This is a genomic window from Geminocystis sp. NIES-3709 (assembly GCF_001548115.1).
In the GTDB taxonomy this organism is placed as follows: domain Bacteria; phylum Cyanobacteriota; class Cyanobacteriia; order Cyanobacteriales; family Cyanobacteriaceae; genus Geminocystis.
Window position 1 is genome coordinate 3,648,345 of the sequence record NZ_AP014821.1, and the last position, 21,287, is coordinate 3,669,631.

The 21,287-nt window shown below is 31.6% G+C and carries 19 protein-coding genes and 1 pseudogene; 12 read left to right on the forward strand and 8 right to left on the reverse strand.

All coding sequences use genetic code 11. The features are described from left to right. The first annotated feature begins 6 nt into the window (after window positions 1-6). Window positions 7-951: an IS66 family transposase gene (gene tnpC / locus GM3709_RS15545; RefSeq protein WP_197671850.1), complete on the forward strand. Its 945-nt coding sequence runs from the start codon at window positions 7-9 to the stop codon at window positions 949-951. 25 nt (window positions 952-976) lie between these two features. Further along, window positions 977-1,209: pseudogene (locus tag GM3709_RS20280) on the forward strand (IS701 family transposase); the annotation flags it as partial. A gap of 79 nt (window positions 1,210-1,288) precedes the next feature. Here GM3709_RS20280 and GM3709_RS15550 read toward each other — a convergent pair. The 4 genes from GM3709_RS15550 to scpB all read right to left on the reverse strand — a co-directional run bounded on the left by GM3709_RS15550 (window position 1,289) and on the right by scpB (window position 4,337). Next, complete coding sequence (locus GM3709_RS15550) at window positions 1,289-2,128, reverse strand: EamA family transporter (RefSeq protein ID WP_060832868.1); 840 nt, start codon at window positions 2,126-2,128, stop codon at window positions 1,289-1,291. Continuing rightward, window positions 2,122-2,961: a hopanoid biosynthesis-associated protein HpnK gene (hpnK, locus tag GM3709_RS15555; RefSeq protein WP_060832867.1), complete on the reverse strand. Its 840-nt coding sequence runs from the start codon at window positions 2,959-2,961 to the stop codon at window positions 2,122-2,124. Before hpnK ends, GM3709_RS15550 begins: the two co-directional genes overlap by 7 nt. Window positions 2,962-3,459: 498 nt before the next feature. After that, window positions 3,460-3,783, reverse strand: a complete 324-nt coding sequence (locus GM3709_RS15560) for a DUF760 domain-containing protein (protein WP_060832866.1) — start codon at window positions 3,781-3,783, stop codon at window positions 3,460-3,462. A 29-nt stretch (window positions 3,784-3,812) separates the two neighbouring features. Continuing rightward, entirely contained in the window at window positions 3,813-4,337 is a 525-nt protein-coding gene (scpB, locus tag GM3709_RS15565) for an SMC-Scp complex subunit ScpB (RefSeq protein ID WP_060832865.1), read from the reverse strand. A gap of 104 nt (window positions 4,338-4,441) precedes the next feature. Here scpB and GM3709_RS15570 point away from each other — a divergent pair, with 104 nt between their 5' ends. The 4 genes from GM3709_RS15570 to GM3709_RS15585 all read left to right on the forward strand — a co-directional run bounded on the left by GM3709_RS15570 (window position 4,442) and on the right by GM3709_RS15585 (window position 8,855). Then, the gene (locus tag GM3709_RS15570; RefSeq protein WP_066121042.1) at window positions 4,442-6,595 is read left to right on the forward strand and encodes an EAL domain-containing protein; all 2,154 of its coding nucleotides are present in this window, start codon (window positions 4,442-4,444) and stop codon (window positions 6,593-6,595) included. Window position 6,596: 1 nt separating this feature from the next. After that, entirely contained in the window at window positions 6,597-7,208 is a 612-nt protein-coding gene (locus tag GM3709_RS15575; RefSeq protein WP_060832864.1) for a DUF938 domain-containing protein, read from the forward strand. A gap of 70 nt (window positions 7,209-7,278) precedes the next feature. Then, entirely contained in the window at window positions 7,279-8,193 is a 915-nt protein-coding gene (locus tag GM3709_RS15580) for a copper resistance protein NlpE N-terminal domain-containing protein (RefSeq protein ID WP_060832863.1), read from the forward strand. 77 nt (window positions 8,194-8,270) lie between these two features. Continuing rightward, window positions 8,271-8,855: a peroxiredoxin gene (locus GM3709_RS15585; protein ID WP_060832862.1), complete on the forward strand. Its 585-nt coding sequence runs from the start codon at window positions 8,271-8,273 to the stop codon at window positions 8,853-8,855. Between the two features lie 210 nt (window positions 8,856-9,065). Here the strand turns inward: GM3709_RS15585 and GM3709_RS15590 are convergent, their stop codons facing one another. The 3 genes from GM3709_RS15590 to GM3709_RS15600 form a co-directional block, all read right to left on the reverse strand. Next, on the reverse strand, window positions 9,066-10,493 hold the full coding sequence (locus GM3709_RS15590; protein ID WP_060833026.1) for a phosphoglucomutase/phosphomannomutase family protein: 1,428 nt from the start codon (window positions 10,491-10,493) through the stop codon (window positions 9,066-9,068). Between the two features lie 173 nt (window positions 10,494-10,666). Next, on the reverse strand, window positions 10,667-11,593 hold the full coding sequence (locus GM3709_RS15595) for an NAD(P)H-dependent glycerol-3-phosphate dehydrogenase (RefSeq protein ID WP_060832861.1): 927 nt from the start codon (window positions 11,591-11,593) through the stop codon (window positions 10,667-10,669). 72 nt (window positions 11,594-11,665) lie between these two features. Beyond that, a complete protein-coding gene (locus GM3709_RS15600; RefSeq protein WP_060832860.1) occupies window positions 11,666-12,004 on the reverse strand; it encodes a helix-turn-helix domain-containing protein in 339 nt (112 codons plus the stop codon). A gap of 101 nt (window positions 12,005-12,105) precedes the next feature. Here GM3709_RS15600 and GM3709_RS15605 point away from each other — a divergent pair, with 101 nt between their 5' ends. From GM3709_RS15605 to uppS, 6 genes are all read left to right on the forward strand, one after another. Beyond that, window positions 12,106-13,086, forward strand: coding sequence for a hypothetical protein (locus GM3709_RS15605; RefSeq protein WP_060832859.1), 981 nt, complete (start codon window positions 12,106-12,108; stop codon window positions 13,084-13,086). Window positions 13,087-13,126: 40 nt separating this feature from the next. Then, window positions 13,127-14,248, forward strand: a complete 1,122-nt coding sequence (locus GM3709_RS15610) for a hypothetical protein (protein WP_060833025.1) — start codon at window positions 13,127-13,129, stop codon at window positions 14,246-14,248. Window positions 14,249-14,441: 193 nt separating this feature from the next. Next, window positions 14,442-15,227, forward strand: coding sequence for an SDR family oxidoreductase (locus GM3709_RS15615; RefSeq protein ID WP_060832858.1), 786 nt, complete (start codon window positions 14,442-14,444; stop codon window positions 15,225-15,227). 304 nt (window positions 15,228-15,531) lie between these two features. Further along, on the forward strand, window positions 15,532-17,127 hold the full coding sequence (locus GM3709_RS15620) for a DEAD/DEAH box helicase (protein ID WP_060833024.1): 1,596 nt from the start codon (window positions 15,532-15,534) through the stop codon (window positions 17,125-17,127). A gap of 178 nt (window positions 17,128-17,305) precedes the next feature. Further along, on the forward strand, window positions 17,306-17,893 hold the full coding sequence (locus tag GM3709_RS15625; RefSeq protein WP_060832857.1) for an alpha-ketoglutarate-dependent dioxygenase AlkB: 588 nt from the start codon (window positions 17,306-17,308) through the stop codon (window positions 17,891-17,893). Between the two features lie 186 nt (window positions 17,894-18,079). Next, window positions 18,080-18,835, forward strand: a complete 756-nt coding sequence (gene uppS / locus GM3709_RS15630; protein ID WP_060832856.1) for a polyprenyl diphosphate synthase — start codon at window positions 18,080-18,082, stop codon at window positions 18,833-18,835. Window positions 18,836-19,030: 195 nt separating this feature from the next. Here the strand turns inward: uppS and GM3709_RS15635 are convergent, their stop codons facing one another. Next, window positions 19,031-21,265 carry an IMS domain-containing protein gene (locus GM3709_RS15635; RefSeq protein ID WP_060833023.1) on the reverse strand — a complete coding sequence of 745 codons (2,235 nt, stop codon included), beginning with the start codon at window positions 21,263-21,265 and terminating at the stop codon, window positions 19,031-19,033. Window positions 21,266-21,287: the final 22 nt, after the last annotated feature.

Genomic DNA, 21,287 nt, shown 5'->3' on the forward strand with positions numbered 1-21,287 from the left:
TTTCCCATGGGGGTAAATGCACCGCAACAATATGGCATGAGAATAAAAGCCATGGCCTCATATTTATCAAATCAACATTTTATTCCCGAACAGCGACGGAGTGAATTATTATCAGATTTGTTTGATTGTTCGATGAGTGAAAAAACCCTCGCCAATATCAATGAATCTGTCGCAAAATTATCAGTGCCAGTAGTAACACAAATAAAAGAGAAGATAGGAAGTGCCACAGTTAAACATCTTGATGAGACGGGGATGAGAATCAAAGGCAAAAATAATTGGTTGCACGTAGTATCAACAGAAGAAGAAACATGGTATAGAGTATCACAGAAGAGAAAAAATATAGATGAGTTAGACACCCCCTCAGGAGTAGTAATCAATGAACATTTTGCCTCCTATTATCAGTTAGAAGGAGTGGAACATGGTTTGTGTAACGCTCACCACTTAAGAGAATTAAAAGCCCTAATGGAAATAGAAAAAGAATCATGGGCAAACTCGATGAGTAAATTGTTATTAGTAGCGAACAAATATAAGCATAGCTACGAAGGAAAAATACCAGAGGGAATTATTGAGAGATTAGAAACAGTATATGATTCCATTGTGGAGAGAGGGTTAAAATATCACGAATCATTACCAACAGTAATCTCCTCAAGTAATCGAGGGAGGAAAAAAAGGCGAACAGGACATAACCTGTTAATCAGATTAAGTAAATATCGGCAAGATGTATTACGATTTCTGAGAGAAGAAAAAGTACCATTTACAAATAACCAAGCCGAAAGAGATGTAAGAATGATGAAATGTAAGCAAAAAGTCTCAGGAAGTTTTCGGACGATGTCCGGTGCACAAAATTTTGCCTTAATTCGTTCAGTAATATCAACAGCGAGAAAACAGGGAAGAAATATTTTAGAAATTCTGACTCAAGTGTTGAATGGGGAAAATGTTGTTTTTGTTTAAATTTTCCTGACGTAGGTAGTTACGTTTAATGAGACATTTTATATTGGTATTTTGCGCCTATACTTTTATTCAATGGCATCGTTTGACAGGGGGATTGAGAAGGCAATGGGGAAATAAACCCTTAAATACTTTTGCAGAGTCATTGGAAGCGTTTCGGACGGCAGGACGGCAGTGTCTTTCCGCTTTTTTCAATGGTTAAAAGACAATGTGGAAGTGTTTAGCTCATATAAAGCTAGTTTGGGCTTAATTTGGGCTTAATTTTTGTCTAAGTACCGCTAAAACCTAACACCTTTTTTAAGAAATAATTTATCTTACTCAAAGTAAAAGAGCCATAATTTTAAGTTAAAGATAAAGTGACAACTCCTGCTAGAATCCAACAAATACCAGTAAATCTTCCTCTACTAATTTTTTCGTGAAGAATATATTTAGCACAGATTAATGTTATTAAATAACTAATTGAACTTGCAGGACGTACTAAACTTAAATCATCCCAGCTAAGAAGGGAAATAAAGAGTAACAATGCAATTAATTGACAGAAAATACCAATTAAAACAGGGATATTAGTAAAAATTTTACTAAGCCATTGAATAATTCCTGTTAAAGAAAAAGATGTCATTTGTCCAATTTGTTTCATTCCTTTAGCATTTAATAAATCACCTAAACTGTCTGCTATAACCATAAGAATAACTCCTAACCACATAATTGGTAAAACAGTAGCAAAGGGGAGAGAAATAATAATTTTACTTGCTTCCTGATTAGGAATATTAATAGTTTTAGATAACTTTTTAGCTTGTTTTTCTGTTTGATATTGACTATAACCAACAATAAAAACTCCTACAGAAATAATCCCAGTGGCAAACCACCGCACGGGAGTAACGGTTTCGTTAAGCATTAACCAAGCTAATAACGCATTGCAAATATAACTGGAGGCATGAATAGGTAAAACATAACTTAAATCCATCTTGGAAACGGAAAACATATATAAAAACCAAGAAATGGTTAAGCCACCTAAAGCAAGATAAAACCAAGAAGAAGTAATTAAATAGTCGAGGATATTGAGAATAGAGGCGGGGGAAAAAGAGGTAATTTCTCCATAAATTTTCATGGCTTGGCTTAAACAAACATCTCCTAACACCTGAGAGATAACCAAGATAAACAAGATTAAACTATTTAACACCTCGATAATTTCTCCTCTAGTTGATGATAGTTAATTAATTTGAAACCTTTTGAGCTTAACAGATCTTTTACTTCTTGACTACATAACGCCTGTAACTCTATATCGGAGGAAATAGATTGAGGATGAGAGTAAATTTCAATAATATTATCTTGAATTTGTGGAATTAAGCCTAATAAATAAGACTCATTTATTTTGCCAGTTTGTAATAATCCATAGATTTTTTCAGTATATTTAATTCCATAATTATTTAATAAATTTTCCCCATATTTTCTTAAAAGTGTAAAAATGAAGGAATAAACTCTTTTTAAAAGTACATTACTAGAATCAATATTTAAGGTAAATTCTAATTCTTCATAGGGAAGACGTATAAATTTTATGTTATATTCTGAGGCTAATTCTGCTAATATTTGTAAAACGATCGGATGGGTATGTAAGTGTAAATGACCATCAACATGAGACAGTGGTAAATTAGTCGCTTTAAACAAGTCTAATTGGGCTTTAATTTCTTGTTTTAATTCTTCTTTGGCTTGAGGAATAAATTGATATTTTAAACCTGCGATCGCTGCGCTAGGATTAAAGTAACCGTGTTTATCTACTAAATGTGGTATTTGAGAAAAGGGTAAAGCAGATTTTCCTAAACATAGCACTAGATGTAGTCCAACGGCTAAAGAAGGGTTTTGTTTCGCTAAATCAACAGCAAACTGTGCTTTTTTTCCTGTCACCATTAAACTTGTACTGGTTAAAATACCCTGATGATGAGCAGTGATAATTGCTTCATTTACCGAATCTGAATAACCGAAATCATCGGCATTAATTACTACATATCTTGACATTTTTGAGAAAATTTTTAATAAAACATTCTGCAATTCATCTTACTTGTTCAAGGAATTCTATAATTTATTTTTATGGCTCTCCTACAGTAGTTATGACAAATTAATAGAAAATAATTAATATAAACTTTGATAGCTATAGCTTTGACTCTTTTAAAAATGCAATTATTATAAATTAACAGTTTGAATTTAACCTAATAGCTGCTACCTGACACCTGACACCTTTTTTTAGACATAATTTATCATATTCAAAGTAGAAGAGCCATTTTTATTTTTATTATTCAACCTCAAAACAATATTCTAAAATGATAATTGATTAATAACTAATATTGTGGAATTATGACTACTGATCAATTTTTAATGCTAATTGTTTTATTAGTACCTGGATTATTACTTTCTTTCTTAGTGATGATTTCTTTTGCTAAAGGAGGTTAATAATTGACAATTGACAATTGACAATAAAAAATTATTTACTATTTATCAACTATTCATTATTAACTCTTAAAGACATTCAGTATCGGCAATATTTTCGTCTAATTCTTTTCTTTTTTCCATCTGACAAAGAAAATAACCAGTCATCATGGCGGATGCTAATAAATTGCCCAGATTTTGTCTATCTGTAACTATTTGAACATTAAACGCATCAGAAGGCAAAATTCCCAATAAACCTTCTACGTTGTGGGTGATAATTTCTCTGACTTCAGGGGTGGCGGATTGGGCGATTCTTTCTAAGGTGTCAGGATGTTGTTTTTGCAAATATTCTACTAATGTATTTTTTATTGTTGCTTCTGATTCTCGCTGAAAAAAATTTGAATCAAATACCATTATTTCTTCCCTCTGTTAGAATTTTGCCTTTACTTTTTGTTTTCTCTTACAATATCATAATCTGTTTTTTCTTGTGGTAGTTGATTAATTTCAAAATATTGATGAAACTTATCTGTCACTTCTAGCCAATACGATCGACCTTCTTCTTGACGACGTTTACGAATAAATCCTTCTTCAACTAATTCATTGACGTGTTGATAAGCACTGCTACCCCTTAGAATTATTAAATCACTCTGAAGAATAGGATGTTTGAGAGCGATCGCTGCTAAAGTTTTAAGAGTGCTAGGATTTAACTCTGCGGGAATAAGATGTTCTAGTAAAGATTGATAACAATTCCTTAATTGTAAACTATATCCTTGAGGAGTTTCAATAATTTCTAATGCACTGTCACGGTAAGCATAATCAGACATTAACTGAATTAAAGCCTCTTGCACTTCATCAATGGATGTTTGACTTAAGGTTACGAGTTCATCAAGAGATGTTGGTTGTGCTTTAAGATATAGAATTGCTTCAATTTTATTGGTGAGGTTAGGGATAAATGTTTCTAGTTCCATTCAAAAATATTGAGATTAAACTGTTCATTAAATCAGTTATTAAGATTCAGAATCATATCATGAACATATAATTATTTTCCTTAAAAATTGTCAGGTAATTATCCATGAAAGAAAATTTTTCTAGTTATTCTCATATCTTATTAAACCATGAAGATAATAATTTTTCTTCTGAGAATTTGATTAATCACTTTCTAATTTTAGAAGAAAATACTTCTATTCAGCGACTTATTAAAACTATTTTATTAGACAAAAAAGAAACTTCGATCGGGCGTAGTGAAGATAATGATATTATTTTATCATCTTTACAAGTATCCCGAAGTCACTGTTATTTAATTCAAGAACGAAACGAAGACACTAAGGGAATTTACTATATCATAATTGACGGAGACAAGCAAGGAAATATTAGTAATAATGGTTTAATTATTAATCAAAAAAAAGTATCAGAATCCTATCTTAAACATGGAGACATTATTGAGATTGGTTCAGAAGTAATCATGACATATTTTATTGATTATGAAGGAAAATTTCAAGAACAAAAAATTAAAATTATTGAGGAAACAAAGTTTAAAAAGTTAATGGTAGATACGTTATCTCACGATAATAAAGATAATGATGAAATCTTTGCTATTAAATCTCATAGTAATTATGATTATAGAGTAGATGAGCTTTTAAAATTTGCTTCGATCGTTAATCTTTCTCCACACCCCATTATTGAAATAGATATTATGGGAAATATTTTATTTGCTAATGCTTGTGCTAAGATAAATTTTCCTAATTTATTAAAAGATAAATTAAATCATCCTCTCTTACAAAGTATTATTCCTTATCCAGAAACTATCAAAACTAATTTGTTTAAAAGAGAAGTAAAAGTAAATGACTTTTATTTTGAAGAGTATATTCATTATTTAAAAGATTTGAACTTAGTAAGATTATATATTTTTGACGTCACTGCAAGAAATAAACAAAAGGAAAACTTAAAACAAATTTTAGATTATGATTTAAAAACTAAATTACCTAACTATCGTTTTTTTATTAAAACTCTACAAAAAACTTTAGCTAGTTATAAAAGAACAGAACAAAAATTAGCAGTTATGCTAGTAGAAATTGATCAAATATATTTAGCAAAAGATACCCTTACAGAAAATACAGAAAATCATCTTTTAAAATATTGTTCAGAAAAATTAACAAAAATATTTAGATTAGAAGATACTGTGGCTTATTGGCGAGAAAATCAATTTATCATATTATTATCCGAAATTAATGATATAAGCCAAATAGGCACGATCGCAAAAAGAGTAATTAAATATCTAAACGAACCTTTTATAAGTAATAATAAAAAACTAAAACTTAACATAAATATTGGTATTTCTATTTATCCTCATGATGATGAAAATGATACTAATTTAATCAGAAAAGCAGATCAAGCCTTAGCGATGAGTAAAAAATATGGAGAAAATCAATATTCTTTTTATAGTCCAAAAATTAATTATGAAAATCAAGAATTTATTAAAATCAAAAATGAACTTAATCATGCTCTAACTAATGAACAACTTACTATTTATTATCAACCAATTATTAATCGTAATAATAGTATTGTTGCATTAGAAAGTCTCATTTATTGGCATCATCAATATAAAGGTTTAATTAGTTCTGAGTATTTTATGGATATTGCAGAAAATATTGATTTAATTAATGAGATAACTTTATGGGTATTAGAGCGTATAATTTATGAAAAGTTAATAAATATTCATACTAAATTTTATGAAATGCCAATAGCTATTAACGTTTCTCATAAACTATTTAAAGATAAAAAAGCCTTAAATAAATTCATTAAAGTTTTAGAACAAAGTCCAGAAATTGCTAAAAATATTATTATTGAAATTCAAGAAATATCTTTGGTTGAAGATGAAGAATCTCGCAAATTTCTCAAAAAATTATTAAGTTTAGGAATTAAAATAACTCTCGATGATTTTGGTGTACATAATTCATCTTTTAATAATCTCAAAAAATTTCCATTTCACTATGTTAAGATAGCTCAAGATTTTGTGAAAAATATTAAAGATAATTCTCAAGATAAAGCGATCGTATCTGCAATTATTACTATGGCGAAGGGTTTTAATATGGAAGTAATTGCGGAAGGAATAGAAAATAATTTACAATGGATTATCACCCAAGAATTAGACTGTGAATATGGCCAAGGATATTTATTCTGTAAACCACTACCTTTTGATGAAATTAATCAACTATTAAATACTTAAAATGACTAAAAAATATGCTCCAGCTACCACAAGAAATTCTCTCCCTATTTTAAATGTACTAAAAAAAATCATTTCTCCAAGTGGCAACATACTAGAAATAGCTAGTGGGACAGGAGAACATAGTGTATTTTTTGCACCGCACTTTCCTCAACAACAATGGATTTCTTCTGATAAACAACAGGAATGTTTAAGTAGTATTGAGGCTTGGAAGGCAGATTGTGTTACTAATAACTTACGATCGCCATTAAAAATAGACGTAATGAAATCAAACTGGCATCAAGAGTTAACACAAGAAAATATCAACACAATTATCTGTATCAATATGATTCATATTTCACCTTGGGAGGCTTATTTAGGATTGATGGAAGGTGCAAACAAAATTTTGTCGATCGATGGCATAGTATATTTATATGGTGCTTATAAAATCAATAATCAACACACAAGTTTAAGTAATCAAGAATTTGATTTTTATTTAAGAAGTCAAAACTCCTCTTGGGGAGTGCGAAATTTAGAAGATGTGGTGAAAGTAGCAGAAAATAATGGATTTTGTTTAGAGGAAAAAATAGCGATGCCGAGTAATAACTTTTCTCTAATTCTTCGCAAACATAAGTAGGAAACTTTTGTCAACTAAAAGCGTCATTGGTATAGAATTACTCAAATTTAGTAACCCATTCTTAAATACTATGAAAAATCAATCTTTACTTATTTCGATCGCATTATTAACCACATTATCCTTAAGCACTTATATTAAACCTTCTCAGGCAGATATGACAATGGACTCCACCCAAATGGAGGTAATAGAAACTATAGGTGATACCAGTGCAAACTCTTTAGATTGGAATGGAGTTTATCAAGGTATTGTTCCCTGTGCTAGTTGTGAAGGAATAAAAACTACTTTAACACTTAATGAAGATCTTTCTTTTGTAATGTCAAGACAATATTTAGGCAAAAGCGAAGAAGTATTTGAGATAAAAGGTACTTTCAAATGGAATGAAGCAGGAAATACGATCTCTTTAGACGGTATTAAAGACGCACCAAATCAGTTTCTCGTAGGAGAAAATATATTATTTCAACTAGATATGGAAGGTAATAGAATTACAGGAGATTTAGCCGAAAAATATATGTTAACAAAGGTTGAAGAAGCCCAAAGTGGCGAAACAACAGAAACTATGGATAAATCTGAAAATAGTGAAGATGAAGAAAAAACCGAAAATATGGAAAATTCAGAAAGTCAAGAAGTTAGTTTAATCAATACTCGTTGGGAATTGGTGGAAATTATGGGTAAACCAGTAACAAAAACCGAAAATCAAAGACAAGCTATCTTTATGATGTTTAGTAATACTGATGACAATAACCGAGTCAATGGTTTTGGAGGCTGTAATAATTTTATGGGGGGCTTTGAAATGAAAGAAGGTAATAGAATTAATTTTGAGCAAATGGCTTCTACCATGATGGCTTGTGAAAATATAGAAATGGAAACGACTTTTATGGAGACTTTACAACAAATTGATAATTATACCATGAAAGACAATGTTTTAAGTCTTAATCGTGCTAAAATGGCTCCCCTGTTAAAATTTACTGCCATTGCAGATAAATAAAATTAATTAACTTTAATCCCTTCTCTATGAGGAGGGGAATAATCAAAAAATTATAACTTACTTGTGCGAATACCCAAATGTCAAATCGATCGAATATTCCTTCAGATTTTCTCCGTGAGATTCCCCACAATCTCCCCATTCCCGTCGATGATAATGCTTGTTTTCACTTAATAGGCTTATTATTACCTAATATAAATCTAACTTCGACTTCTGGAAACGCTGTTAATCTTTCTAAAATTAATGGCTTAGTCGTCATTTATTGTTACCCCATGACAGGTAAACCCAATCAAACTCTTCCTCAAGGATGGATTTTAATACCGGGTGCGGCAGGTTGTACACCTCAATCGTGTTCATTTCGAGATCATTATCAAGAATTGATAGACTTAAATGTTAAAATATTTGGAATTAGCACTCAATCTAGAGATGATCAATTAGAAGCAGTTAATCGTCTCCATTTACCATTTGAACTTTTAAGCGATGTTTCTTTGAATTTTGCAAATGCTCTCAAATTACCTACATTTGAAGTAGAAGGAAGACAACTTCTTAAGCGTGTAACTATCATCGCTAAAAATGGTCAAATTCTCAAATATTTTTATCCAGTATTTCCTCCCGACAAAAATATAGACGATGTTTTACTTTGGTTAAGAGAAGAAAAATTTTAATTTAATAGGACTTACGGATTGACAAAAAAGGAAAAATATGTTCATCTAATTTTAATCTGATTAGAAACCAAGTAATTTTTTAATAAATTATGCAGGTAAATGATTCATAATAAAAGAACAAATTATTTCATTAAACATATTTTTCCTTTTTTGTCAATGCGTAAGTCCTAAATTATTGGTAAACGTAAAGTATGTTAAATTAACTTTTTTTTAACTTGCCCATTCTTTCGCCCAAGCTAAATTTTCTTGCACTATTTTTAAATGGGGGGCTTCTGAGTATAGACGCAATAGAGGCTCAGTACCACTAAAACGAATTAATAACCAGCTTTCATCTTCAAGACGATATTTATAACCATCAATAGCGAGACAATCTACCACTTTTTTCCCGGCAATTTGTTTTAGGGGAGTTGTTTCCAGCTTTTGTTGTAGTTGATTTTTGTGATCAAGATTTGCTAGGGTTATATCAATACGATCGTAACCAGAATTAAAGTTAACTTGTTGTTGTAAATTTGTATAGAGTTCTGTTATGTCTTTCCCTGACTCCACTACTGCTTCTAATACATACAAAGCAGAAAGCAAAGCATCTCGCTCTGGGATATGACTACTATAGCCTACTCCTCCTGATTCTTCTCCTCCGACTAACACCTGATGGGTTAACATTCTCTCGGCAATATATTTATAACCGATGGGAGTTTCAAACAACGGCACGTTGAACAATTGAGCAATTTTGGGAATTAAATCTGAACCGCTTACGGTTTTCACAATCTCTCCTTGTAGCTTTCTTCTTGTGGCTAAATGTTCAATTAAAATGGGGATTAAAATTTGAGTACTACAAAAATTTCCTTGACTGTCCACTGAAGCGATTCGGTCGCAGTCTCCATCAAATACTAAACCGATTCTAAGACTATCGGGATGACTTTTTGAGATTTCTTTGATTTTACGAAATAAATCGGCTATATAACGTGGTAAAGGCTCAGGAGCACCATCTCCAAAAAGAGGATCTCTATCGGCATTAATTTCTTGTATATCACAATTCAATAAACGGCTTAACCCTGTAGAAGCGGCACCGTGCATAACATCAGCAATAATTTTTAGCTTACCAGACTCGATCGCACCTTTAATTAAGTCAATATTAACAAGCGATCGTAATTGATTACAATAGCTTTCCCAAGGATCAAATAATACTAAATTACCTTTTTTCTCAGAGATAGCAATATCCAAATTTAACCGTGATTCAATTTTAGCCGTAACATCTTCCGATACTGAACCACCAAAACCCCCTTTCACCTTTAAACCCAAGTATTTCGCAGGATTATGACTAGCAGTTAGTACCAATGCACCAAGTGCATTATTTATTTTTGCAGCCCAACTAAAAGCGGGAGTAGGAGCAAAACTTTCCGATAATAGTACATCAAAACCTGATTCTTGTAAAGCCTGTGCCACTATCAACCCGAAATCTTCTGCCATAAAACGTCGATCGAAACCCACAATCATTAAATTAGAATTAGGGTTATATTCTCGTAAAACCTCAGCACAAATAGGTGCCAGTTTAGCAACACGCTCAAACGTAAAATCAGCAGCAATTACACCGCGCCAACCATCCGTACCAAATTTAATCGGATTAACTTGAAAAGACATAAATAATAATTAGGAATTAAGGTGATTTCTGACAATAAATATATCATTTTGCCCCCCTAACTCCAGTAAAAAATGCACAGTAGTTTGATTCTATTTGTTGATGTAGTAGATATTATTCTTTGATTTTTATAGCTTTCTGCTTTATTCAGCCAACTCTAATAACTTCTTATTTTTTACTCAAATTCTTCTTTTAATTCTCTTGCCATAAGATTTTTGACAGCTTCTTGAGGAGAAATTTTTTCCCTTAATAATAAATAAATTTGATAGGTTATGGGTACAGAAATATTTTGTTGTTGCGCTAATTTTATCAATACATTGGTTGTATTTACCCCTTCTGCGGTACCTTCTAATTGTGCTAAAATTTCCTCAAGATTTTTTCCTTTTCCTAACCCAAAACCCACTTGATAATTGCGGGATAATGGACTATCACAGGTAGCTAATAAGTCTCCTAATCCTGATAAACCGAAAAACGTGTCTATCTGTGCTCCTAATTTAACTCCTACTCTTATCATTTCAGGCAATGCTCTTGTTAGTAAAGCCGCTTTCGCATTTGTACCCAATTCTAACCCATCACATACCCCAGATGCGATCGCCATAACGTTTTTAAGTGTACCACCTAATTCTGTACCAATGGGATCATCATTAACATATACTCGAAAAATATCAGAAGCAAAAACACTTTGTACTAACTCTGCCGCTTTATTATTCTGACTAGATACCACTGTTGCCGCCGGTAAACCTTTTTGAATTTCTTTTGCTAAATTAGGGCCAGATAATACTACGATAGAATGATTAGGGAAAGCAGTTTGCCAAATTTGGGAAGGAGTATGAGTGGTTTCTAAATCTAATCCTTTCGTAGCCGTAACGATTATTGTCTCTGATTTTAATTCTAGCGTTTGTAATTGTTGAAGAATATCTCTAACTCCCTTCATCGACACTGCCGAGATAAGAATATCCGTATTTTCTGTCATGGTAGCTAAAGATTTTGTTACAGTACGACTCCATAATTGATAGTCATAATTCGATCGAGTTAATAAGTAACCAATAGTGTTACCCCATGCACCGCCACCAATGATAGTAATTTTTGGATTATTTGTCATCGTCAATAATTAATGTTTTTTATTCCTAGTGATTTTAGGCGAATATCATTCCCCCTACAAATTCCCGATTTCTCATTCTTCTTCTTGCACTTGTTGAAAAATTTTAGCCGCAAACTCAGGATTTTCTCGCATTCGTCGAAATAATAAGGGCATATTCTGATAATGTTGCTTCATTAACTGTTCATCTTCTGAAGGAATCCTCCCCGCCAAAAAAATTAACTCATCCTCATCCAATTCTAAATAACGTGCTAACTGTCGAATTAACTCCTCTTTGGGGGCACCTCGATTATTTTCCCACTTAGAAAGATAAGTGTAATCAACCTCTAGGGCTTGTGCTAACTTTCTTTGACTATAACCTCTTTTTTTCCTTGCCTCTTTAATTAACTTGCCAAAATCAACGGTTTCTTGCATTTTTTCCCGACTTGAATAAAAAATCAACATTTTGTTGACGAAAAAATCAACCTTAGTTATGATGATAATATCATGTTGAATAAAAAGTCAAGTTTACTATCATGAGTCAAGCACAGATACGAGAAACCAAAGAGCAAATAATGACGGCATTCGGAAAGTTATTTGTAGAATATCAACAAAAAGAGTCAAAAATTGAGACGAAAGAAGAAGCTGTTGAGAAAGAAAAGAATAAGGCTTTATTAGCGAAAGTTGCTGATTATACTGTTAATAATATTGTTAATAGTATGGCAACATTGCAGTTAGATTTTAGCAATTTAACCAAAGAAATAGCTAATCGATTAGAGAATGAATCTAATGTTTTAACAGAACTAAAAAAAGCAATTATTGTTGAACAAGAAAAATTAACTCAATTGCAAAAAGTTCGCTTAGTTGCTGATGCTTTATATATCTTAAGACAAGAACATCAAGAAAGAATTAAAATTCTTGAAAATTCAACTCAAAATACTTTAGATAATATTACTCAACAACAAGAAAAATATCATAAAAATTGGGAAAAAGAACAAACAGAATTTGATTTAAAAATTGCTGAAGAATCCGCTTTATTAATTCAACAAAGAGAACAACAAGAAGCTGATTTTACCTATCAATTACAGATAGAAAGAAAAATCCAAATGGACGAGTATGAAGAAGCGAAAAGACTCCAAGAAAGAGAGTTAGCTTTAGCCAATCAAGATAAAAATAAATCATGGGAAGAAAGAGAAACTATTTTGGCTAATCAAGAAGAAGAATTTACCCTAAATCAAGAGAAAATAACTGGTTTTGAAGAACAGATTAAAACAGAGGTAAATAAAGCTCGTAGTGAAGCTATTAAAGAAGCCGATCGAGAAGCACAAATTAAAGCTAATTTAATTGAAAAAGAATGGGAATCGACTAAACAAGGTTATGACTTTAAGATACAGTCTTTGGACGCAAAAATTCAACAACAAAATCACCAAATAGAAGAAATTATTACTCAGTTAAAAGAAGTGACAAATCAAGCTCAAAACTTAGCTTTAAGAGCTTTTCAACCTAATAATAACTAAGGGTAATTTTCACTAAATATTAATAATTTTGAGGTAAAATATGACCAGAGTTAATTCAAAAAGTACCAAAGCAGAAATTTTAGCGGCTTATCAAGAATTAGAGCAAGAAAAAACTAATTTAGAAAAGCAAGTAAATTTAGCTCAAAAACAAGCTCAAGTTCAACAAAAAGCTCTTGAAAATGCTCAAACTATAGTAGCTAATTCATCAGTACAACCACCAGTAAAAGCACCGGTAAAACCTCCTGAAAATTCTCCTGTTAAATCTATGAATAATATTGAGCAAATCATCCACAGTTTAGAACAATTACAAATTGGTTTTGGTAGTGCAGTTAGTCAACTTTCAGAACAATTAATTACAGAGGCTTCTAGCTTAGAAAAATTGGAAGGTGATATTCAAGGAGAAATAAATCAACTTGAAGAATTACACAGTTTAGACACTATTGAAGAAGATACTTTAGTTAATTTATTAGCTACCTATGAAGAAAGTCAAAAAACTTTTTTTGATGAGTATAATCAAAGACATGAGACTTTAGGAGAAGAATTAGAAAATTTAAAAAAAGATTGGTTAAAAGAGCAGGAAAATAAACAACGAGAAATTAAACAACGGAATGAAGTTTATGGAAAAAATAAACAACGAGAAAATGAAGAATATCAATATAATTTACAACTAACTAGACAACTCGATCGAGAAAATTATGAGCAAGAATTAAATCAATTATACAAAGACTTAGAAGAAGGGAAAAAACAACAAGAAAAAATCTGGGAAGAAAGAGAAAAAACTATTAGTGAGAAAGAAAAAGAATATGCAGAAGCGAAACAAAAAGTAGCAGAATTTGAAACAAAACTTGAAAACGAAATCAAAAAAGCTAAAGAAGAAGGTAAGGGAATTGGTAATTATCAAGCAAAAATAAAAGCAGATTTAAGACAGAAAGAAATTAATGGAGAAAGTCAAAATTATCAGTTAAGAATACAGGCTTTAGAATCAACTATTCTTAGTAATGAAAATCGGATTAATTCCCTTTCTCAACAACTAGATTCTGCCTTAAAACAAGTTCAGGATTTAGCCATAAAAGCCATTGAAGGAACCTCAAATCGTAACTCTTTTGAAGCGATGAAAGAAGTAGCTTTAGAACAAGCTAAAAATCAACAAAAAGGGAAATAATAATTAGGAATTAGGAATTAGGAATTGGAAATTAAGAATAAATTTGACTCTTATACAGTAATTATGACAAATTGTTAATAAATAATTAATAAAACTATTTATATATAATGATTATAGAATTATAAAAATACAATTGTTTTAATTTAACCTAACATCTACTACCTAATACCTTTTTCACGGAATAATTTTTATCATGAAAACAGCACTAATTACAGGGGCATCATCAGGAATCGGAAAGGCTTTTGCACAAGAATTAGCCCAAAGAAATTATAATTTAATAATGGTTGCTCGATCGAAATCTTTATTATTAGAACTTCAAGAAAAATTGCAATCTGAATATTCGATAAAAGTTAAAGTTATTTGTCAAGACTTAAGTATTTCTCATGCAGGAGAAGCCATTTTTAAAGAAGTCAAACAAGATAATATTTTTGTAGATTTATTAATTAATAATGCTGGTTTTGGTGATTATGGTAGGTTTATCGATCGAGATTTACAAAAGCAGTTAAATATGATACAGGTTAACATTAGTGCGTTAGTAGAATTAACTCATTTGTTTCTGACGGAAATGAAACAAGAAGGTAAAGGAGAAATCATTAATGTCAGTTCGATCGCAGGTTATCAGCCACTACCCTATTTATCTGTATATGCCGCTACTAAAGCCTTTGTGTTGTCTTTTTCTGAAGCATTGTGGGCAGAATACAAGTCTTATGGTATCAAAATTTTAGCTCTTTGTCCCGGTCCTACGGAATCAAAATTTCCTGAAGTTGCTGAATTTACCAATTTTCCGGGTATGGAAGGAAATCAAAATGGCATTGCGAAAGCTGAAGATGTTGTCAAAAATGCCCTTTCTGCCTTAGAAAAATCTCAAGCTAATGTAGTAACAGGAGGTATTGGGAATCAAATTGTTGTCAATCTCAGTCGATTTTTTCCCAGGGAATTAATTGTTAAGGGAATAGAAAAACAATTTCGTCAAAATTAGACTATTTCAGTTTTACGCAGTTTTCATTTCTTTAAATCACACTTTGCGTCTTTGCGAGACATAAAAAATGCGGTTTATTCATTGCAAAAACGGTGTAAGCTAAAACCCATAAAAGTTGTTTTTTTGAAATTACTGAAAATACCTCAAACTATTATCCTGTAAGTAGTTGCTCATTCCACTCCCCCTATTCTTCCCTAAAGTCATTGTACTTAGGTGCGTCTTACATTGACTGAAAATAGTTAGATCAAGTAACCAAAATCAGTGTTAAAATTGCTTTGTAATTGGAAGACTATCAGGATTCATCATGAACGATCGATCTAACTTGTATCAAATTCGAGAGTTACCTTCTGATACTGCCCATAATACCCCAGTGAGAGTAATTTGCTACTTACAATCACAATTAACAGAATTAGATGCCCAACAAAAAGAAATTGCTCATAAATATTATGATGGTGCGCAAAGAATTCGAGGGTTAGCTGGTGCAGGAAAAACCATCACTTTCGCTCAACGATCAGCACAAATACATTATGATCATCCAGAGTGGAAAATTGCCTTTATCTTTTTTACTCGTTCATTATACCAACAAGTAATTCAAGAGCGAATTAGTCAATATTATCATCAACTATCTCCAGAAAAAAAGCCAAACTGGGAAAATTTAAAAGTTTTTCACGCTTGGGGTGCAAAAGATAAAGAAGGTTTTTATCGTCATCTTTGCTTATTTTATCAATCTCGTTGCCAAGTAACTTGTCAAAAGTGTCATTTTCCCTTAAGGCAATGTCAATTCAGCTCACAAAGTGTCGATAATGTCAAGGAAAAATTAGGAAAAAATATCTCTCCGGGTAAAGGTTTTCAATATGTTTGTGATGATTTAGAGAAAAAAATTACCGAGTTTGTGGAATTGTATGATGTCATTTTAATCGATGAAGGCCAAGATTTACCTCCCTCATTTTATCGTTTAGCTAGAAATAGTCTTCATGAACCAAAACGCTTATATTGGGCTTATGATGAAGCTCAAAGTATTGGTTCTTTGATTGTACCTCAGCCAAGTACTATTTTCGGTAAAAATCCTGATGGTTCGTTAGTGGTAGATTTGAGAGGTAGAGCTGAAAATTGGAATAAATCTTATCGTACCCCAAGTTTATTATTAACGATCGCCCATGCAGTGAATATGGGATTATTAAGAAAAAAAGGTGTTTTACAGGGAGTTAGCAATCAAAAACAGTGGGAAAACTTAGGCTATGAAGTTGTAGAGGGAGATTTTAGTCAAAATAGTGTTAAAGAGGGAAAATTAGTCAAAATTACGAGAAAACCTGAAAATAATCCTCATCCCGTAGATAATGTTAATTTTCCTCATCGAGAGGCATTAGGAGAGATTTTGACCATTAAAATATTAAACAATGAAGTAGAAGAAAAAATTTGGATTGCACAACAAATTAAACAAGATTTACAACAAGGTTTACAACCCCATGATATTTTAATTACTGCTTTAGGAGGTAAAAAAAATAAACAATATTTAGAAGGTTTAAAACAAGAATTATTTAAGCATAATATTCCTAGTTTTATCGTAGGAGAAAAAGCCTCGATCGATCAGTTTTATAAACAAGGATTTGTTACTATTTCTAACATTTATAGAGCCAAAGGTAATGAGGCTTGGAAAGTTTATGCCTGTCGTTTTCATTATGCAACTCAACCTTTAGAATATAAACAAGAAACAGAATTACATAAACGAAATGAAGCCCTAGTTGCTTTAACTCGTAGTCGAGTTTGGTGTGTAGTAACAGGATTAAAAAGTCCTATTTTTGAAGAATTAGAACAAGCAAAAAAACAATTTCCTTACCTAAATTTTCCAGCATTTAATAGTAAATTACTACAAAGAGTTACAGATAATAATGAAGAATAAATTAGGCTATCTTACTTTGAGGACGATAAATTTTTTCTTGAAAAAAGTATTAGGTTTTAGGTAATAGTAGTTAGGTTAAATTAAAACTGTTAATTTATAATAATTGCATTTTTATAATTCTATATTACCAATTTTTCATAACTACTGTAGAACAGCCATAAATTATAAAAGAATTAAAATGTTAAAACTAGATTTACCCAATAGCGATATAGTTTATTATCCTAATTTATGGTCATTAAAAGAAGCTAATGTTTTATTGCAAAAATTAGAAAATAATATCCAGTGGCAACAAGATTATATAACTTTGTTCGGAAAAACTCATCTTCAACCTCGTTTAACTGCATGGTATGGCGATCGAGGTAAAATATATAGTTATTCTGGCATTACCATGTATCCTCATGATTGGATTAGGCCATTATTAACTATCAAAGAAACAATTGAACCCATAGCAAAAGTAAATTTTAATAGTGTTTTATTGAATTTTTATCGTAATGGACAAGATAGCATGGGATGGCATAGTGACAATGAGAAAGAATTAGGTAAAAAACCGATTATTGCTTCGGTGAGTTTCGGTGGTGAAAGACAATTTTTGTTAAAACCTAGAGACAAAAATGTCACTACCAGAGGAGAAATTCTTTTAAATCATGGTAGTTTATTAATTATGGCGGGAAATACTCAAAAATACTGGTTACATCAAATTCCCAAAACCACTAAATTCGTTTCATCGAGAATCAATCTGACTTTTCGAGTTATCGTTACTCCTTAATCCTGTTTTACATTTAAGATAGACTTTCCGTAACGATCGAGATAAAATTTACTAAGCAAACAAGATAATGGGCATTTTTAATGACAATTTGTTACTGTTTGTTGATTGTGTAACTTTTTCTCCATTCAATCACTGTAATCATCATCAATTTTCATTCTTGAAAAGTCTATTTAATTAATAATTCAGATGAGTGTAAAGCAAAGTTTTATAGAATTACCTTTGGATTTAGATCAGCAACGGATTCCTCGTCATGTAGCGGTGATTATGGATGGTAACGGACGTTGGGCAAAAAGTCGAGGTTTTCCCCGTATTATTGGTCATCAGAAAGGAGTTGATGCTTTAAAAAATCTACTTCGTTGCTGTGATGATTGGGGTATTGAAGTTTTAACTGCTTATGCTTTTTCTACAGAAAACTGGGGAAGGCCTAGTCATGAGGTAGAATTTCTTATGACTCTTTTTGAACGAGTTTTGCGCAAAGAATTGGCAGAAATGATGGCGGAAAATGTCAAAATTCGTTTTGTGGGTGATTTATCCGCTTTACCAACTTCTTTACAGGCAGAAATCGCCTATTCTATGGAAAAAACAGCTAATAATAAAGGTATTCAATTCAATATCGCTACTAACTACGGCAGTCGTCAAGAAATTATCCATGCTTGTAAGTCGATCGCATCTCAAGTACAACAAGGAAAAATGGAATTAGAAGATATTGACGAAAAATTATTTGAAAATCATCTTTATACAGAAGGGTTAATCAGTCCTGATTTATTAATTCGTACTAGTGGAGAAATGCGTTTAAGTAACTTTTTGTTATGGCAAATGGCTTACGCAGAAATTTATGTTACTCCTACTCTGTGGCCTGATTTTAACCGTGAGGAATTTCATCAAGCCTTATTAAATTATCAACAGCGCGATCGACGTTTCGGCAAATTAAGTAAAACCTGATTATATAGGAAACAGCCATAAAATTATTGGGAAGACAGGGAAAAGTCACAAGAATTGATTTTAAAACTCCTAAAATTGATTTTTCCCATTTTCTCTAGCTAATATTATTGTACTGGTGCAACATCTGAGTTTAACCTAACACCCAATACCTACCCCCTACCGAAAAACTTTTTTAGCAGACCCTAATTAAAATTCCTAATTCTTCATTATTTTCACATCCTTTATCAACCACTGATTATTTTCTTTAATAAGATCGTATTTTATTAATAAATTATCTTGATAAGATAAACTAGGAACTAAAGCACCATTACGATAATACTGAGATTTTTCTTCCACTCTGGCAGTAATAATTCCTTCAGTTAAATTTTGAGGATTGACTTGTGCAGATTCGATCGAAACCTTATGTTCATAACGACGATAAGCATTACGACTACGCAAATCTCGACTATTTCCCACCCATTTGGATAGCATTGGTTCTGTTAATATTTTGGTTAACTCACCGGGATTATACTCTGGTCCTGTAGCAGTAGCTTTAGCTTTTAACCACTGATTAATAATTTCCAAAGCATTACTATTATCCAATTTATCAATTAAATCCTCTGGTGGCAGATTTTTAACAGGTAACTCGATTAGTGGCTCGGATAAAGAGATTTCTAATTTATTTTTTTCTTCATTAAATAAAATTCTTGAAGCAAAAACAGCGATCGTACCGAATAACAAAAGTAAAACAATTAAAGGTATCAGGAAAAATTTACTATTCTTTTTCTTTGAATCCGAGATTTTTTCTGGGGGAATCTCATCCTCCTTATCCTTAACAGAAGGAGAAAGATTTGTGGTGGTGGTAGAGTGACTGGAGGAATGATCTTCTTCTGCTTCTGAGGAAAGAAAATCATCAAATCCCACTAAATCCTCATCATTTTGTACAATCTCATTTTCTACTAATAAAGACACATTCTGATTTTCTAACTCATTCCCAGAAACCTCTATTTCTGAACTGGGAGTCACATTTTCGCCGTAATTTTCATTAATAATTTGTTCTTCATAGTCGGTTTGTTCTTTTAAAGCATTAAATTGAGTAAAGGAGTAAGAAGATTCATTTTTGTTATCCATCGGTAATTCTAACTCTGGGGAGGAAGAATCGTCTTTTAATGGAGGATTAGTAATAGTTTCTAAGTAACTTTGTACTCGATCGTCTTCAAAATAATTCTGTAAAGAAGGATTTTCACCATTCAAATTTTTAAATTGAGGAAAAACTTCTGTTTGTAACCATTTTTCCGTATAAGCACACAATCCAGGCAACAAATCTGGAGATTCCTGAGATACTTCTTGGATATAGCTTATTACGCCCTTTTCTCGGCTCTGACTCAAAGAAAATTCGGCTTCCGCAGTTTGTCCTAAAAGTAACGCACAAATAGATTGTTCTAAATAAACATCTTGATGAATTGTTAAAGAAATAAGACTATTTTTTGCCCTAATAATAAACTCTGGTTTTCTTTCAGTAAATCCTCTCGCAATCCCCGCATAAGCCGCTAAATAACCTGCCGCAGGAGATGGTCTTTGGGCTTCTTCTTCAAAGAGATTTTGTTGTTCTTCTGCACTTAAATAAACTCTAATTTGTTGAATAAATCGTAAAAAACTATCAATATTTAACCCTGAGTCATCAATTTTATGACTTTCGATTCCTCCTCTTGCCTTCAACATAGACTTGAGTAAATCGATCGCTTTTTGTCTTTCAGAAATACTATTATTTTCTCTTGTTAATAACTCTAATATTTCATAGGGCATCAATTTACCTAAATCTTGTTTAATTTCTTTTCTTAAATCAGAAAATAAGTCTTCCTTAAACAATAAATCATAGGCTTTTTTGAGGGAATTAGAGGCCGCTTCATATTCTTTTTCTTGCCATTGTTCCCTTGCTAATTCTAAATATGCCAACACGATCGTTAACACTAAATCTTGTAAAACTTGATTAACTTCTTCTTCTTTTTCTGCAAAAATATTGAGACTATATCGATCGTTTAAATAGGGTTGAGCTAGAGTTAAAATTAACTCGTATTCCCCTAAATCTAACAAAACAATTAATGCACCTATAAATAAATTTTCTTCAATCTCAATATTAATCTCTGGAAGTATATCTAAATCCGTATCCAATAAGTTTTGTGATTGTACTGTTTCCTCTAATTCTCCCGTCAATTCTTCTGTTTCTAAAGAAGATGGTAGAAAAGATGACTCATATTCTAAACGAGATTCTTCTTGACTTAAAACATCGTATGCTAGTTGAATTATTTTTTTACGAGAATTGATGGCATATTCCGTATAACCTTTATGGGGTAATTGAATAATACGATCGTTATAGGCTTGTTCAATCAATTCTGAATCAGCCTCAAGGGGAACACCGAGAATACGATAATAATCTAAAGAAATTTGCACGACTGAGTTTATTTGAGATTGC